General features: G+C 69.0%; 15 protein-coding genes and 1 pseudogene. 11 read left to right on the top strand and 5 right to left on the bottom strand.

The window, feature by feature from the left end; genetic code table 11:
* Positions 1 to 20: 20 nt before the first annotated feature.
* From BST28156_RS24870 to BST28156_RS24845, 6 genes are all read left to right on the top strand, one after another.
* Positions 21 to 1,055, top strand: coding sequence for an ABC transporter substrate-binding protein (locus tag BST28156_RS24870; protein WP_174903596.1), 1,035 nt, complete (start codon positions 21 to 23; stop codon positions 1,053 to 1,055).
* 4 nt (positions 1,056 to 1,059) lie between these two features.
* Positions 1,060 to 2,145: an ABC transporter permease gene (locus BST28156_RS24865; protein WP_174903595.1), complete on the top strand. Its 1,086-nt coding sequence runs from the start codon at positions 1,060 to 1,062 to the stop codon at positions 2,143 to 2,145.
* Complete coding sequence (locus BST28156_RS24860) at positions 2,139 to 2,954, top strand: ABC transporter ATP-binding protein (protein WP_174903594.1); 816 nt, start codon at positions 2,139 to 2,141, stop codon at positions 2,952 to 2,954. The genes BST28156_RS24865 and BST28156_RS24860 overlap by 7 nt, the downstream gene beginning before the upstream one ends.
* 65 nt (positions 2,955 to 3,019) lie before the next feature.
* Positions 3,020 to 4,207: a c-type cytochrome gene (locus BST28156_RS24855; protein ID WP_174903593.1), complete on the top strand. Its 1,188-nt coding sequence runs from the start codon at positions 3,020 to 3,022 to the stop codon at positions 4,205 to 4,207.
* A 37-nt stretch (positions 4,208 to 4,244) separates the two neighbouring features.
* Positions 4,245 to 5,210, top strand: coding sequence for an ABC transporter substrate-binding protein (locus BST28156_RS24850; RefSeq protein ID WP_174903592.1), 966 nt, complete (start codon positions 4,245 to 4,247; stop codon positions 5,208 to 5,210).
* A gap of 85 nt (positions 5,211 to 5,295) precedes the next feature.
* The gene (locus BST28156_RS24845; protein WP_174903591.1) at positions 5,296 to 6,168 is read left to right on the top strand and encodes an MOSC domain-containing protein; all 873 of its coding nucleotides are present in this window, start codon (positions 5,296 to 5,298) and stop codon (positions 6,166 to 6,168) included.
* Positions 6,169 to 6,249: 81 nt separating this feature from the next.
* Here BST28156_RS24845 and BST28156_RS24840 read toward each other — a convergent pair whose 3' ends face one another.
* The gene (locus BST28156_RS24840; RefSeq protein WP_060238297.1) at positions 6,250 to 7,671 is read right to left on the bottom strand and encodes a sensor histidine kinase; all 1,422 of its coding nucleotides are present in this window, start codon (positions 7,669 to 7,671) and stop codon (positions 6,250 to 6,252) included.
* 73 nt (positions 7,672 to 7,744) lie between these two features.
* The gene (locus tag BST28156_RS24835) at positions 7,745 to 8,416 is read right to left on the bottom strand and encodes a response regulator (protein ID WP_174903590.1); all 672 of its coding nucleotides are present in this window, start codon (positions 8,414 to 8,416) and stop codon (positions 7,745 to 7,747) included.
* Between the two features lie 125 nt (positions 8,417 to 8,541).
* On the opposite strand from BST28156_RS24835, the gene BST28156_RS24830 reads away from it, so the two are divergent.
* The 4 genes from BST28156_RS24830 to BST28156_RS24815 all read left to right on the top strand — a co-directional run bounded on the left by BST28156_RS24830 (position 8,542) and on the right by BST28156_RS24815 (position 13,717).
* The gene (locus tag BST28156_RS24830) at positions 8,542 to 9,642 is read left to right on the top strand and encodes an ABC transporter substrate-binding protein (protein ID WP_060238303.1); all 1,101 of its coding nucleotides are present in this window, start codon (positions 8,542 to 8,544) and stop codon (positions 9,640 to 9,642) included.
* A gap of 93 nt (positions 9,643 to 9,735) precedes the next feature.
* Entirely contained in the window at positions 9,736 to 11,508 is a 1,773-nt protein-coding gene (locus tag BST28156_RS24825) for an ABC transporter permease (RefSeq protein ID WP_174903589.1), read from the top strand.
* Positions 11,501 to 12,568 (top strand): ABC transporter ATP-binding protein, encoded by a 1,068-nt coding sequence (locus tag BST28156_RS24820; RefSeq protein ID WP_060238309.1) that lies wholly within the window; start codon positions 11,501 to 11,503, stop codon positions 12,566 to 12,568. The genes BST28156_RS24825 and BST28156_RS24820 overlap by 8 nt, the downstream gene beginning before the upstream one ends.
* Before the next feature lie 66 nt (positions 12,569 to 12,634).
* Positions 12,635 to 13,717 carry a porin gene (locus BST28156_RS24815; protein ID WP_174903588.1) on the top strand — a complete coding sequence of 361 codons (1,083 nt, stop codon included), beginning with the start codon at positions 12,635 to 12,637 and terminating at the stop codon, positions 13,715 to 13,717.
* 86 nt (positions 13,718 to 13,803) lie between these two features.
* Here BST28156_RS24815 and BST28156_RS24810 read toward each other — a convergent pair whose 3' ends face one another.
* The gene (locus tag BST28156_RS24810; RefSeq protein WP_244131499.1) at positions 13,804 to 14,304 is read right to left on the bottom strand and encodes a hypothetical protein; all 501 of its coding nucleotides are present in this window, start codon (positions 14,302 to 14,304) and stop codon (positions 13,804 to 13,806) included.
* 272 nt (positions 14,305 to 14,576) lie between these two features.
* Between BST28156_RS24810 and BST28156_RS34845 the strand changes: the two are divergent.
* Positions 14,577 to 14,693: pseudogene (locus BST28156_RS34845) on the top strand (porin); the annotation flags it as partial.
* A 54-nt stretch (positions 14,694 to 14,747) separates the two neighbouring features.
* Here BST28156_RS34845 and BST28156_RS24805 read toward each other — a convergent pair.
* Both BST28156_RS24805 and BST28156_RS24800 read right to left on the bottom strand, forming a co-directional pair.
* Positions 14,748 to 15,713: a quinone oxidoreductase family protein gene (locus tag BST28156_RS24805; RefSeq protein WP_174903587.1), complete on the bottom strand. Its 966-nt coding sequence runs from the start codon at positions 15,711 to 15,713 to the stop codon at positions 14,748 to 14,750.
* A 77-nt stretch (positions 15,714 to 15,790) separates the two neighbouring features.
* Positions 15,791 to 16,042 carry a hypothetical protein gene (locus BST28156_RS24800; RefSeq protein ID WP_174903586.1) on the bottom strand — a complete coding sequence of 84 codons (252 nt, stop codon included), beginning with the start codon at positions 16,040 to 16,042 and terminating at the stop codon, positions 15,791 to 15,793.
* Between the last annotated feature and the right edge of the window lie 143 nt (positions 16,043 to 16,185).

The raw sequence follows: 16,185 nt of genomic DNA, 5'->3' as shown, positions 1-16,185 counted from the left end.
GCATCAACGGAGACCAGACGATGACCCACTCGCCCGCCACCGCGCCGAACGATGCGCCCGACGACCGGCGCCGCCGGCTGTTGCGCGCCGCCGGCGCGGCCGCGCTCGCCGCGCCCGCGATCACGCTCGGCCGCAAGGCCTGGTCCGCGCCGCCGCTGAAGAAGCTGACCTTCGCGTGGAACCAGAACGCGTTCTGCCTGACGCCGATCGTCGTCGCGCAGGAGCGCGGCTTCTTCGAGAAGAACGGCCTGAAGGTCGACCTGATCAACTACAGCGGCTCGACCGATCAGCTGCTCGAATCGATCGCGACCGGCAAGGCCGACGCGGCGGTCGGGATGATCCACCGCTGGCTGAAGCCGCTCGAAGCCGGTTTCGACGTGAAGATCATCGGCAGCTCGCACGGCGGCTGCGTGCGGCTGGTCGGCGCGAAGGCAGCCGGCGTCACGACGCTGCAGGCGCTGAAGGGCAAGACGGTCGGCGTCAGCGATCTCGCCGCGCCCGGCAAGCATTTCTTCTCGATCCTGCTTGCGAAGAACGGCATCGATCCCGAACGCGACATCACGTGGCGGCAGTATCCGGCCGACCTGCTCGGCGTCGCGGTCGACAAGGGCGAGATCCAGGCGATCGCCGACGGCGACCCGAATCTCTACCTGCTCGAAAAGCGCACGAACGGCGCGTACACGGAACTCGCGACCAACCTGTCGGGCGAATACGCGCGCAAGGTGTGCTGCGTGATCGGCGCGCGCGGCGATCTCGTGCGCAACGACCGGCCGGCCGCCGCCGCGCTCGCGCGTTCGATCGTGCAGGCGACCGAGTTCACGCACGACAACCCGAACGAGGCCGCGACGGTGTTCGCGAAGTATTCGCCGAAGATCAGCCCGGACGACCTGCGCAAGCTGTACGCGACGCTGACCTACACGCATCATCCGACCAACGTCGACCTGCAGCAGGAAATCGCGTTCTACGCGGACGATTTCCGCCGCATCAACGTGCTGAAGAAAAGCACGGACCCGCAGCGCTTCGCGCAGCAGGTCTATGCGAACGTGCTGGGGTAACGCGATGTCGACGCTCGAACCGACCGCCTCGCCGCGCGCCGCGTCCACGCCGGCCCCCGCCCCCGCCGCTTCCCGCGCGGCCTGCACCGCGTGCGAGGCCACGCTCGCGGCCGAAGCGCGCCGCGCACGCAACTGGCCGACCGGCATCGTCGCCGCCCTCGCATGGGGCGCACTCGGCGCGGTGACGCGGCTGTGGCCGAACCGCGTCGTCGGCTTCACCGACTGGGCCTACACCGACACGTTCGGCACGGCCGCGTGGACGATCGCCGCGCTGCTGCTGGTCGCCGCGACGCTCGGCCACCGGCCGGCCGCGTCGCGCGCACGGCTCGCACGCGTGCGGCCGGCCGGGCCGTGGCTGGTCGCGCTGCCGCTCGCGCTCGCCGCGTGGGAAATCCTCACCGCGAAAACCGGCTGGCTGCCGACGCCGTTCTTCGCGCCGCCGCAGGCGCTGATCGAAGTCTACGTCGACGACTGGCCGCGCCTCGCCGGCAGCGCCGGCAACACGCTGAAGCTGCTCGCGCTCGGTTTCGCGTACGGCGTGTCGGTCGGGTTCGCGGTCGGCGTGTCGATCGGCTGGTCGCGCCGGATCGGCTACTGGGTCCATCCCGTGCTGCGCTTGCTCGGCCCGGTGCCCGCGACCGCGCTGCTGCCGCTCACCTTCTATTTCTTTCCGTCGAGCTATTCGGCCGCCGCGTTCCTGATCGCGCTGGCGACCGGCTTTCCGGTCGCGGTGCTGACCTGGTCCGGCGTCGCGAGCGTGAACCGGCAGTACTACGACGTCGCGCGCACGCTCGGCGCGAACGCGCGCTTCCTGGTGCTGCGCGTCGCGATTCCGGCCGCGCTGCCGCACGTGTTCGTCGGCATCTTCATGGGGCTGAGCGCGTCGTTCACGGTGCTCGTCGTCGCCGAGATGATGGGCGTCAAGTCCGGGCTCGGCTGGTATCTGAGCTGGGCGCAGGGCTGGGCGTCTTACGTGAACATGTATGCGGCGCTGCTCGTGATGGCGCTGCTGTTTTCCGGGCTGATCGCGCTGCTGTTCGCGGTGCGCGACCGTGTGCTCGCATGGCAGAAAGGAACCGTCAAATGGTAGGCGCCGCCGCTCTCGAACCCGTCGTTTCGACATCGCCGGCCGGCGCGCCGCCGCGCGGCGCACGCATCGACATCCGCCGCGTGAGCCACGCGTTCGACGGCCCCGGCGGTCCGCTGCCCGTGCTCGACGACGTGACGCTGTCGGTCGCGGCCGGCGAATTCGTCGCGCTGCTCGGCCCGAGCGGCTGCGGGAAATCGACGCTGCTGCGCCTCGTCGCCGGCCTCGACGCCGCGCGGCAAGGCACGATCGCGCAGGACGGCGCGCCGATCGAGCGGCCCGATCCGTCGCGCATCGTCGTGTTCCAGGATCCGACGCTGTACCCGTGGCGCCGCGTGCGCGCGAACGTCGCGCTCGGCCTCGAGGCGCGCGGCGTGGCGCGCGTCGCGCAGCATCGCGTCGACGACGCGCTCGCGCGGGTGGGGCTGCAGGACTTCTCGAACGTGTTTCCGCATCAGCTGTCCGGCGGGATGGCGCAGCGTGTCGCGCTCGCCCGCGCGCTGGTCAACGACCCGCGCCTGCTGATCCTCGACGAGCCGCTCGGCAAGCTCGATTCGCTGACGCGGCTCACGATGCAGGCCGAGCTGACCGCGCTGTGGCAGCGCGACGGCTTCTCGGCGCTGCTGGTTACGCACGATGTCGAGGAAGCGCTGTTCCTCGCGCAGCGCGTGATCGTGTTCGGGCCGCGTCCCGCGCGCATCGTCGCGGAGCTGCAGGTCGACCTGCCGTATCCGCGTCATCGCGGCGATCCGCGTCTCGCCGAGCTGCGCCACGAAGCGCTGCGGCATCTCGGACTCGATGCGAGCTGGTAGATGCGCGGTGCCGGATTCGTCGGTCACGTCGATCGCCGGGCCACGTCGCAACGGCCATTTCGCGCATGAATGCATCGCTGCTCTCCGACTGGACGCTCGCGTTCCTGCAACTGCTGTATCGCGCGCAGGCCGCACTCGCGCGCACGCTGCATGCGCTCGGCCTGAGCGGCGACGCCGACGGTCAGGCCGCATGGCCGTGGGCGCACCGGATCGCGCTCGAAACGCTGCGCATCGACGCGGCGCTGACGCGGCAATTCGCGTTCGCGTGCGCAGCGAGCGTGGTCGCTGCCGTGTTCGCACTGGTCGCGATCGCGTCGCGCAAACGCCGATTCGCCTGCGCGATCGCCGCACTGGCCGCCGCGTGGCTTGCGCCGTGGCCGCCTTCGTCGCTGTGGCTCGCGCCTGCGGTGCCCACCAGTTTCCAGCGCAACCCCGTGCCGTTTTCGGTCGCGAGCGTGATGCACGGCGCGCGGCTGTATGCGAGCCGCTGCGCCGCGTGCCACGGCGCGGACGGCCGCGGCGAAGGGCCGCTCGCCGCCACGCTCGCGCACTGGCCGCCGACCTTCGCCGGCACGCTGCTCGCCCGTCGCCTCGACGGCGAGCTGTTCTGGCGCGTGCGGCACGGCACGCGCGACGCACACGGCGCGCCGTCGATGCCGGGCTTCGCCGCGACGCTCGATCCGCAAGACACGTGGGCCGTGCTCGATTACCTGAAAGCGCTCGCGGCCGGCAGCGGCGCACGGGCGGAAGGTGCGTGGCCGGTGCCGGTCGCGCTGCCCGCGCTCGATGTGCGTTGCGGCCACGCCGCGCCGCAGCCGCTCGCGCGCTGGCGCGACGGACAGCGCGTGCGCATCGTTGCGCTCGCAACTGGTGCAGTGCCGCCGCCCGAGGATCCGCGCTGGCAGACGCTGCTCGTCACGACGCAGGGTGCGCCGATGCCGCCCGCGGCCGACGCGCGCGCGAACTGCGTCGCCGCGACGCCCGACGCGTGGCAGGCATTCGCGACGATCGCGGGCGTCGCGCCCGATGCGCTCGGCGGCACGCAGCTCCTCGCCGATCGCCGCGGCTGGCTGCGGGCGCGCGCGCTGCCGGGCAGCGCCGGATGGTCGGACGCCGACCTGCTGTGCCGCGCCGAGGCCGGCGCACAGCCGCCGCCGCGCACCGGCCCCGGCGATCGCGACCCGCTGACCGCACTGCTGCTGCGCGTCGACGCCGAACCCGTGCGCGACGTGCAGGCGGGCCTGCCGCACTGAATTCCCGAACCCGTTTTTGGACCGAACCGACTTCACGATGAATCCGACCCGACGCCATTTCCTCGCGCAGGCCAGCGCACTCGCCACCCTTGCGACCGTTGCTGCCGCCCCGGCCGCGCTGCACGCGCAATCCGGCACGCGGCCGCTGCTGCGCGCCGGCGACCAGAAAGGCGGGCTGCGCGCGCTGCTGGAGGCTGCCGGCGAACTGAACGGCCTCGCGTACGACATCGCGTGGACCGAGTTCCCGGCCGCCGCGCCGCTCGCCGAGGCGCTGAACGCGGCCGCCGTCGATTGCGGGCCGATCGGCGACGCGCCGGTGATCTTTGCGCTCGCGTCGGGCGCACGCATCAAGGTGATCGGCGCGAACCGCTCCGATCCGTACGGCACCGCCGTGCTCGTGCGGCCCGACGCGACGCTCAGGCGCGCGGCCGACCTGAAGGGCAAGCGCATCGGCACGACGCGCGGCTCGATCGGCCATTTCGTCACGCTGAAGGCGCTCGACGCGGCCGGCCTGCCGCCCGATGCGGTGTCGTTCCGGTTCCTGCCGCCGGCCGACACGATGCTCGCGCTCGCGACCGGCTCGATCGACGCGTGGGCGACCTGGGAGCCCTATACGGCGCTCGCCGAGACGAGCGGCCGCGCGCGCGTGCTGGTCGACGGCCGCGGCCTGTGGTCGGGCCTCAGCTACGTCGCGGCGACCGATGCCGCGATCGCGTCGAAGCGCGACGTGCTGCGCGATTTCCTGCTGCGCGTGGTCCGTGCGCAAACGTGGTCGTACCGCCACGTCGACACCTATTCCGCGACGCTCGCGCGCATCATCGGCATCCCGCCGGCCGCCGCGAAGCTGCAGTTCGAACGACGCCACACGCGCTGGCAGCCGATCGACGCGACGATCGTCGCCGAGCAGCAGCGCACCGCCGATTTCTACCTGAAGGCGGGCCTGCTGCGCCAGCCGCTCGACGTACGCGCGACGTTCGACCACGGCTTTCCGTTGTCCGCGTGACGGCCGCGACGCAACGACACAAACGGGTTCGGACCGTTCTGGCACAATCGCGCTTTGACTATCCGCGCCGCGCGCCGCCAGCGTCATGCCAGCCATCGCCGAACTCTTCGTCTATCCGATCAAATCCTGCGGCGGCATCGCGCTGCCGCGCGCGCAGTTGCTCGACACCGGGCTCGCGTACGACCGTCACTGGATGGTGACCGACGCGAACGGCCAGATGATCACGCAGCGCACGCACGCGCGTCTCGCGCTCGTGCAGCCCGCGTTCGACGGCGACACGCTGGTGCTGAACGCGCCGGGCATGCCGGCACTGCGCACGCCGCTCGAAGGCGATGCGTCGCCCGCCACGCCGAAGATGGCCGCCACCGTGTGGCGCGACACCGTCGAGGCGATCGACACCGGTGCCGAAACGGCTGCGTGGTTCAGCGAATACCTCGGCCTGCCCGCAAAGCTCGCGCGCTTCGCGCCCGAGTCGCGCCGCGCATGCAGCGCGAAATGGACCGGCGACATCGATGCGTCGACCCAGTTCGCGGACGGCTATCCGCTGCTCGTGATCGGCCAGGCGTCGCTCGACGACCTGAACGCGCGACTCGTCGCGAAAGGCGCGCCGGCGATTCCGATGAACCGTTTCCGGCCGAACATCGTCGTCGCGGGGCTCGACGCGTACGAAGAGGACTACGTCGAGCACCTCGACACGGACGCCGGCGGCGCGGCAGCGGTGCGGCTGCGTCTCGTGAAGCTGTGCACGCGCTGCCCGGTGCCGACGATCGACCAGCGCACCGGCGCTCCCGACCCCGCATGGCCGCACGAGCCGACCGACACGATGCAGACCTATCGCGCGCACCCGAACTACGACAACGCGCTGACGTTCGGCAACAACGCGATCGTCGTGCACGGCGCGGGCGCGTGGCTCGAAGTCGGCCAGCCGCTCGACGCGGAGATCGGCTTCGGCGACTGAGCGTGCTGACGGCGGCCCCCTGTCGCCGTCGCGATCGGTCGGCGGCCGGTCGCGTCGACATCGTCAAGTCGCTCAGGCTACTCAGGCCGCACGCACCGCCTCGCCGCTCGCCACCGGCAGTTCGACCGTGACGATCAACCCGCCGCCCGCTGCATCCGCCAGCACGACGCGCCCCTGATGCACGCGCGCGATCTCGCGCACGATCGACAGCCCGAGCCCCGTGCCTTCGACCGTCTGCGTCTTGCTGCCGCGATGAAAGCGCTCGAATACCGCGTCGCGTTCGTCCTCTGGAATCCCCGGCCCGTTGTCGATCACGTCGAGCCGCGCGTGCGCGCCGTCGCGCGACACGCGCACCGTGATCACCGCGCGATCGCCCGCATAGCGGATCGCGTTGTCGATCAGGTTGCCGATCATCTCGCCGAGCAGATCGGGCTGTCCGTGCACATCGACGTCGCCCTCGTGCTCGAAGCCGAGATCGATGCCGCGTGCGCGCGCGACGGGCGACCAGTCGAGCGTCACGCTGCGCGCGAGCCGGTGCAGCGCGACCGGCTGGTGCGCGACCGCATGACCGCTGTCCGAATCGAGCCGCGACAGCGACAGCAATTGCTGGACGATCTTCGCAGCCTGCCGCACCGCGCCGTTCACGCGCCGCAGGTGCACGTTCACGCGCGGCTGCTCGTCGGGCCGCAGCGCAAGCTCGACGCCCGCCTGCACGGCCGCGAGCGGCGTCTTCAGCTGATGGGCGGCATCCGCGAAGAAGCGGCGCCGCGCGACCTGCATCCGCTGCGTGCGGCCGATGTACTGATTGATCGAATCGACGAGCGGCGCCAGCTCGCTCGGCATGCCGCCCGTGTCGAGCGGCGTCGGATCGTCCTCGCTGCGCGCGGCGACCGTCGCCGACAGCCGGTTCAGCGGCCGCAGCCCGCGCCCGACGCCGAGCCACACGATCCCGAGCGCGAGCACGACCAGCAGGCCTTCCTGCAGCAGCGAGCCGGTCAGGATCTCGCGCGCGAGCGCCTGGCGCGCCTCGATCGTCTCGCCGACCATCACCCACACGATGCGCGTCTGCGCGGTCGGCACGTCGTGCACCGGCACGCGCAGCGCGGCCATCCGCAACCGCTCGCCGCGGTAGACGACGTCGTAGTAGCGCGTGACGAACAGCGCGCCGTCGCCCGCGTCGCTGCTCTGCGGCAGCGGCAGGTCCGGATAGCCGGTGACGGTGCGGCCGTTGTCTTCGCGGATCAGGTAGTAGATCTTGCCGCCGTCGCCGGACTCGAACATCTCGAGTGCGAGATACGGCAGGTCGACCTCGATTTCGCCGTCGTTGAGCCGCACTCCTTCGCGGATCGACTTCAGCGACGACGACAGCGTGCGGTCGAACGCGACGTGCGCGGCGCTCATCGCGCGCTGGTACGTGAGCCACGAATCGAGCGCGAGCAGGCCGAGCAGCGGCAGCAGCAGCCACAGCGCGACCTGCGTGCGGAGATTGGGACGGATCGTCATGCGCTGCGCCGCGTCGTCGTACATGGCGCATGCGCCGGCGCGGCCGACGGCCGCTTGCGAGCAGGGCCGCCGTTCATTCCGCTTTCGCTTCCAGCAGATACCCGAGCCCGCGCAGCGTGACGATCGCGACGCCGCTGTTTTCGAGCTTCTTGCGCAGCCGGTGCACGTAGATCTCGATCGCGTCCGCGTTCACCGATTCGTCGAGCCCGAAGATCTTCTCCGACAGCGTTTCCTTGTTGATCGCGCGGCCGTTGCGCAGGATCAGCACCTCGAGCACCGAGCGCTCGCGCGGCGTCAACGGCAGCGGTTCGTCCGCGAGCCGGAAGCTGCGGTCGACGCTGTCGTACGCGAGCGGCCCGCAGGCGACGCGCGAACGCTCGTGGCCGTGGCTGCGCCGGATCAGCGCGCGGGCGCGCGCTTCCAGCTCGGTCAGCTCGAACGGCTTCGCGAGATAGTCGTCGGCCCCGAGATCGAGTCCCTTCACGCGGTCCTCGACCGAACCGTGCGCGGTGAGGATCAGCACCGGCACCGGATTGCGGCGCGCGCGCAGCCGCCGCAGCACCTCCAGCCCGTCGAGCTTCGGCAGGCCCAGATCGAGGATTACCAGCGCGTAGTCCTGCGTGCGCAGCACGTGGTCCGCCGCCTCCCCGTCCGCCATGTGATCGACCGCGAAGCGCGCGGCGCTCAGCGCGTCGTTCAGCGACTGCGCCAGATTGGGGTTGTCTTCGACAAGCAGCACACGCATGGGGACCTCGGGAAATCCATGACACAAAGGACGCTATTGTGAACCGAAATGAAAGCGGGCTGAAAGTGCTCCGCAATTACCATCCGCTGCACTCGAACAACACACAAGCGTAACTGGAGGAAGACATGCCGTTCGTACCGAAGCACCTCGCCGCCGCGCTGGCGGTCGTCCTGGGCAGCGCCGCCGGCACGGCCGCCGCCCAGGTTCCGGGCGGGTATCCGGGTAACTACCAGGGCGTGATCGACGCCGCGAAGCAGGAAGGCCGGCTGATCGTCTACTCGACGACCGACACCGGCCTCGTTCGGCCGCTGATCAAGGACTTCGAAAGCCTGTACGGCGTCAAGGTCGAATACAACGACATGAACAGCACCGAGCTGTACAACCGCTACATCAGCGAGAACGCGGCGAGCAGCACCAGCGCCGACGTGCTGTGGAGTTCGGCGATGGACCTGCAGGTCAAGCTCGTGAACGACGGCCTGATGGCGTCGTACGACTCGCCCGAAAGCGCGCACGTGCCGCAATGGGCGCAATACCAGAAGCAGGCGTACGGCACGACGTTCGAGCCGCTGTCGATCGTCTACAACAAGCGGCTGATTCCCGAGAACGAAGTGCCGAAGACGCGCGCCGACCTGATCCGGCTGCTCACCACGCAGGCCGACAAGTTCAAGGGCAAGGTCACGACCTACGACATCGAGAAATCGGGCGTCGGCTTCAACTACCTGACGCAGGACGCGCACGTGAACGAGAAGGTCACGTGGGAACTGGTGAAGGCGATCGGCGCGACCGGCCCGAAGCTGCAATCGAGCACCGGCGCGATGATGGAGCGGATCTCGTCCGGCGAGAACCTGATCGGCTACAACATCATCGGCTCGTATGCGTACGCGAAGGCGAAGAAGGACAAGTCGATCGGCTACGTGTTTCCGAAGGACTACACGCAGGTCGTGAGCCGCCTCGCGACGATCTCGAAGAAGGCGAAAAACCCGAACGCCGCGAAGCTGTGGGTCGACTATCTGCTGTCGAAGCGCGGCCAGACGCTGATCGCGAACCAGGCGAACCTGTATGCGATCCGCGCGGACGTGAACGGCGAAACCTCGGCCGCGGGCCTCACGAAGGAACTCGGCGATTCGCTGAAGCCGATCCCGATCGGCACGGGCCTGCTCGTCTATCTCGACCAGTCGAAGCGGCTCGCTTTCCTGAAGCAGTGGCAGCAGGCGATCAAGCGCTGACCGACTGACCGACCGGCCGCCCGTTTCGCGGGCGGCCCTTCCCCTTGTTGACGTCCTGGAGGCGGCCATTCGGATGGCCGCAGGGGTACACGCATGCTTTCAACCCGCACACGCGGAACGGCGCCGGCCGTTCCGTCCACCACCGGCAGCGGCGGCACGATTCCCGCGCTGCCGGCCGGCAGCCTGCAGCCGTTCGCCGGCATGCTGCGCTGGATCGTCGTCGCGGTGCTGACCGTCGCGGTCGCGCTGCCGCTCGGCTTCATCCTGTTCCAGAGCCTGCTGTCCGCGCCGTTCTTCGACGCGAACAAGACGCTCGGCATCGAAGGCTTCCGCTTCATCTTCAGCGATCCCGACTTCTGGTCGGCCGTGAAGAACTCGTTCGTCATCGCCGGCGGGATGCTGTTCATCTCGATTCCGCTCGGCGGCATCCTCGCGTTCCTGATGGTGCGCACCGACCTGCCCGGCCGCCGCTGGCTCGAACCGCTGCTGCTGACGCCGGTGTTCGTGTCGCCGATGGTGCTCGCGTTCGGCTACGTGGTCGCGGCCGGCCCGGTCGGCTTCTACTCGGTGTGGCTCAAGGAACTGTTCGGCGTCGAAAGCGTGCCCTGGAACGTCTATTCGATCTTCGCGATCACGGTGATCGTCGGCCTCACGCACGTGCCGCACGTGTACCTGTACTCGTCGGCCGCGCTGCGCAACCTCGGCTCGGACGTCGAGGAAGCCGCACGCGTATCGGGCGCGCGACCGTTCCGCGTCGCGCTCGACGTGAGCCTGCCGATGACGATGCCCGCGCTGCTGTTCGCCGGCGTGCTGGTGTTCTTCCTCGGCTTCGAGGTGTTCGGGCTGCCGCTCGTGCTCGGCGATCCGGAAGGCCATCTCGTGCTCGCGACCTACCTGTACAAGCTGACCAACAAGCTCGGCGTGCCGTCGTATCACCTGATGGCCGCGGTCGCGGTGTGCATCGTCGCGATCACGTTCCCGCTCGTGCTGCTGCAGCGCCGGCTGCTGAAGACCGCGAACCGCTTCGTCACCGTGAAAGGCAAGGCCGGCCGCTCGACCGTGCTGCCGCTCGGCGTGTGGCGCTGGGTCGCGCTCGCGATCGTCGCGCTGTGGCTCGCGCTGACCGTGATCGTGCCGATCTCCGGCATCGTGCTGCGCGCGTTCGTGACCAACTGGGGCGAAGGCGTGGCGCTCGCGGAAGTGCTGACGCTGTCGAACTTCGTCGAGCTGTTCGAACAGGACAACCTGGTGCGCGCGATCGTCAACACGCTCGGCATCGGCGTGATCGGCGGCGCGCTCGCGATCGGCTTCTACTCGCTGGTCGCGTTCGCCGGCCATCGCCGCCACGACTGGGCAACGAAGCTGCTCGACTACCTCGTGCTGCTGCCGCGCGCGGTGCCGGGCCTGCTCGCCGGTCTCGCGTTCCTGTGGATCTTCCTGTTCGTGCCGGGCCTGCGCGAGCTGAAGAACTCGATGTGGAGCATCTGGATCGCGTACACGGTCGTGTGGCTCGCATACGGGATGCGGCTGATCCAGAGCGCGCTGCTGCAGGTCGGCCCCGAGCTCGAGGAAGCCGGCCGCAGCGTCGGCGCAACGCGCCAGCGCGTGTCGCTCGACGTGACGCTGCCGCTGGTGCGCTTCGGCCTGCTCGCCGCGTGGCTGCTGATCTTCATGATCTTCGAGCGCGAGTATTCGACCGCCGTCTACCTGCTGTCGCCCGGCACCGAAGTGATCGGCGCGCTGCTCGTGTCGCTGTGGGCGACCGGCGCCGTCGACCAGGTCGCCGCGCTTTCTGTCATCAACATTGCGATGGTCGGCGTCGGTCTCGGCGTGGCCCTGCGTTTCGGAGTGAAACTTCATGGATAAGCTCATCGTCGACGATCTGCACCTCAGCTACGGCGCCAACCCGATCCTCAAGGGCGTGTCGTTCGAACTGAAGGCCGGCGAAGTCGTATGCCTGCTCGGCGCGTCGGGTAGCGGCAAGACCACGCTGCTGCGCGCGGTGGCCGGCCTCGAACAGCCGTCCGACGGCCGCATCCAGCTCGACGACCGCGTGTTCTTCGACGGCGCGCAGCGCGTCGACCTGCCGGTCGAGCAGCGCTCGCTCGGCCTCGTGTTCCAGTCGTACGCGCTGTGGCCGCACCGCACCGTCGCCGACAACGTCGGCTACGGGCTGAAGCTGCGCCGCGTCGCGGCGGCCGAACAGAAGCGCCGCGTGCAGACCGCGCTCGACCAGCTCGGCCTCGGCCATCTCGCGGAACGCTTTCCGCACCAGCTTTCCGGCGGCCAGCAGCAGCGTGTCGCGATCGCGCGCGCGCTCGTCTACAACCCGCCGGTGATCCTGCTCGACGAACCGCTGTCGAACCTCGACGCAAAGCTGCGCGAGGAAGCGCGCGCGTGGCTGCGCGAGCTGATCGTGTCGCTCGGGCTGTCCGCGCTGTGCGTGACGCACGACCAGACCGAGGCGATGGCGATGTCCGACCGCATCCTGTTGCTGCGCAACGGCCGCATCGAGCAGGAAGGCACGCCGGCCGAGCTGTACGGCGCGCCGCGCTCGCTGTACACGGCCGAGTTCATGGGCAGCAACAACCGGATCGACGCGCGCGTCGCGGCAATCGACGGCGAATGCGTGACGCTCGCCGGCGACGGCTGGGAAATCCGCGCGCTCGCGCGCGACACGCTCGCGCCGGGCCAGGATGCGCAGGCCGTGATCCGTCTCGAACGCGTGCAGGTCGCCGACGGCCCCGGCGCCAACCGGCTGCAGGCCGACCTCGTCACGTCGATGTATCTCGGCGACCGCTGGGAATACCTGTTCCATTGCGGCGACATGCGGCTGCGCGCGTTCGGCCACGTGCCGCGCACGGCCGGCAAGCACTGGATCGAGTTCCCGACCAACGACTGCTGGGCATTCGCGAAAGCGGGCTGACCCGGGCGGCGGCCAGTGCGCCGCATCTGTTTCACCTCACCCACAAGAACCAAGGAGACACCGTCAATGAAGTCACGTTCCCTTCGCGCCGCCGTCCTGACCGGCTCGGCCGCCGTCGCCGGTCTCGCGGCCGGCGCCGCGCACGCGCAATCGTCGGTCACGCTGTACGGGATCATGGATGCCGGCATCGAGTACACGAACCACGCGGCACCGGAAGGCGGCAGCTCGGTCAAGCTGAAGTCGGGCAACAAGAACACGTCGCGCTGGGGTCTGCGCGGCGTCGAGGATCTCGGCGGCGGCCTGAAAGCCGTGTTCCGCCTGGAAAGCGGGATCGATCTCGCGAACGGCGCACTCGACGACGGCCCCGACTCCATCTTCGCGCGCCGCGCGACGGTCGGCCTGAAAGGCAAATGGGGCGAGCTGACGCTCGGGCGCAACTACACCGTCACCTACGACTACCTGCTGCCGTTCGACCCGATGGGTTATGCGCAGAACTACTCGTGGGCGACGTCGTCGATGGCGACCGGCGGCCGCAAGGACGGCATGTTCACGCGCTCGTCGAACGCGGTGCGCTACGACGGCGAGTTCAGCGGCTTCAAGTTCGGCGCGATGTACGGCTTCGGCAACGTGCCGGGCAGCGTGAAGACCAGCTCGAAATACGACTTCGCGCTCGGCTACGAGACCGGCCCGTTCGCGGCGGTGATCACGTTCGATCGGCAGAACGGCGCAGCCGACAGCGTGACGCCGGCCGACACGGTCAACTACATCCAGGGGATCCACGCAGGCTTGAGCTACGACTTCGGCAACCTGAAGACGATGGCCGGCTACCGCAACTATCGGCGCACGTATCACACGAGCGCCGCGAACCAGTTGAGCGACACGTACTGGGTCGGCGGATCGTACCAGTTCACGCCGACGTTTTCGCTGATCGCGGCCGTCTATCACCAGGACATCAAGGGCGGCACCGACGCCGATCCGACGCTGGTGTCGATGCGCGCGAATTACGCGCTGTCGAAGCGCACGGTGCTGTATCTGTCCGGTGCGTTTGCGATCGCGAAACACGACCAGAAGGTCGGCGTGTCGCGCGATTTCGCCGGGTATGGGACGACGCAGGTGGGGGTGACGGCGGGGATTCAGCAGCGGTTCTAACGACTCGCTTGACGACGCGAGCGACGGCATGCACGTCGCCCGTGCCTCCATGCGGTGCAGTCACTTGCGCAGGAGCGCCCCCCCCACTACGGCAATATGGCCTTGAATCGATCAAACCCGGTGGGCGGCAGCCTGATTTCTCCGTCATAGTCGACGGCGGTATCGAATATCAGCGATTCCTTGGTCCATATCAAGCGAACAGCATCCGGGTACGCGTACGTGCGCTCGGCAAGCAATCGCATATCGGAGGTCCGATAGAGCCGCAAAAGAATTCGCTCCCCTCCGAGGTACGCATATCGCGCGGTGTAGCGCCCCCCGTCGCCCCGGGAAAGTTCGGTGACGAACTGCGTCGCGCGTGCGCGTAAGCGAGCGTCCTTGTAGTAGACGCCGGCGCAGAACAGCAAGATGACAATTGCCAGAGCGGAACAGAGCGCTTTCATTCCCGACTTCATTCGTTCGAGGCGTCCCTCATGGCGCGAGAAGCTGTATAGGACGACGATCAGCAGACCTACCGTGATTCCGAGCAGGACGACGGCCGCGAGTACGATCATGCCGGCCGCTTGCACACCTATCGCCAATCCGTTCATTCGAAATGCACCGTTATGGGTTCGGCCAGCATGATCGCCTGTCGTCGGGAATGTGATGAAGTCACCGGCTCGATGGTGCCTCGCTTGTAATGGTCGACACAATCGAATCCCGAATGTAAGTCGTTCCAGCTCCGCATACAGGAATCGCACATACGCTCGTCCGTTCCGGGCGGAAACGCGCTGCCTGATGCATCTCGTAGACAAGCTAGCGGCGCAGCGTGACGCGCGCAGCATTGTTGACGACTGCAAACAGTGAACTCGCCATTGGGCGCGCGCCCGGCGCATTCGCGATCGCGAAGCACGTGCGCAAGGTCTACGTGTCGCGCGATTTCGCCGGATATGGCACGGCCCGGGTTGGCGTGACGGCGGGGATTCGGCAGCGGTGTTGACGCCCGATCGCTGTCGCGCGGGCGACGACACGCGCCCACGGCGCCGCACGGCGGTCAGCGTTCCGCTCCCATCGTGAACACCGTACGAACGGCACTGCTCGTATCGTTCCAGTGTTCGCCGACCGCCGACAGCGGCACCACGCGTGTGTCGAGCGTCAGCCGCGCGAGTGCGGCGGCGTCGAACACGCGGCGCGCGACCGAAGTCAACCGGGGCAGCGGCACGCTGCCGAGCCCGCTGCCCATCAGTTCGATTGCGGCGGCGCGCAGCACGGCGCCCGGCAGCGACACGTCCGCTCCGCCGATCGAGCCGATCTGCACAAAGCGCAGCGGGCGTCCCGCCGGCAGGTTCGGCGCGGCGCTCACCAGCAGCGTGCGCGCGGTATCGCCCCACAGATAATCGAGCACGACGTCGACGCCCGCGCGCCAGTGCGGTTCGAGCGCACGCGCGAGCGCGGCGGCGTCCTGCTGCAGCGGCACGACGGCATCCGCGCCGGCGTCCAGCAGCGCGTGCAGCGCAGCCGGGTTGCGTCCCGTCGCGATCACCGTCGCGGCGCCGAGGTGCTTCGCGATCCGCACCGCGAGGCGGCCCGACGCGCCCGTCGCGCCGTTGACGAGCACCGTCTGGCCGCCCGCAATGCGTGCGCGCTCGGTCAGCGCGGCCCACGACGACATCGCCGGGATCGCGATCGCGGCGGCCGTGACGTCGTCGAGATCGTCCGGCAGCGGCACCCATTGCGTATCGGGCACGATCGTGCGTTCGGCCATCGCGCCGAACGGCGCCGCGGCGCTGAAGAAGTAGACGCGCTGCCCGTCGTCGAGCCGACCGACGCCGTCAACGCCGACGACGGACGGGTAGCGCCCGTCGAACGAATAGTGCGCGCCGGACGCCCGCCCCTGCGCCAGCCGACTCAGCGCCGACGCCGTCACGTCGATCAGCCGGTGACCCGGCTGCGCGTGCGGCGCTTCGAATTCCGTAAAGACCGGACCTTCACCGCGCCCCTTCACGACTGCTGCCTTCATGTCGACTCCTCGAATCGGCTGATGTGAATACCCGGCTTGGGCACGCGTACGCGTGACGTCGCGGTGCCGCGCAATGGTCAATGCGCGTCGAGCCACGCGCGCAGCGCGCCATCGCGCACCTCGAGCACATCGAAGAGCCCGAGCGCGCGCAGCGCCGGCAACGCGTCGAGCACGTCCGCTTCCGCGCGGGCGCGTTCGGCCGTCGACGCATGCGGATCGGTCAGCACGCGCGCATTGACGAGAAACGCACCGACGGTGCCCTTGCGGATCGTCGTGTCGCCGGCGTCGATCCGGTCCTGATCGTCGGGAAGCAATTGTTCGGCTCGCATCGTTTGGCTCCGTGTCTTTGATCGACGCACACAATTTACGCGTGCGATCGATGTCGATCTCCGGTATAAGAAGCTCTAACACAATGAGTTTTGCAGCTGTCGCCAGCAGATGATGCAAGCGGCGATTTTCATGAACGCCTCGT

This window comes from Burkholderia pseudomultivorans (genome assembly GCF_902499075.1).
Lineage (GTDB): Bacteria > Pseudomonadota > Gammaproteobacteria > Burkholderiales > Burkholderiaceae > Burkholderia > Burkholderia pseudomultivorans.
Note: the sequence above shows the minus strand (reverse complement) of the source record. Positions and strands in the feature narration are given on the sequence as shown.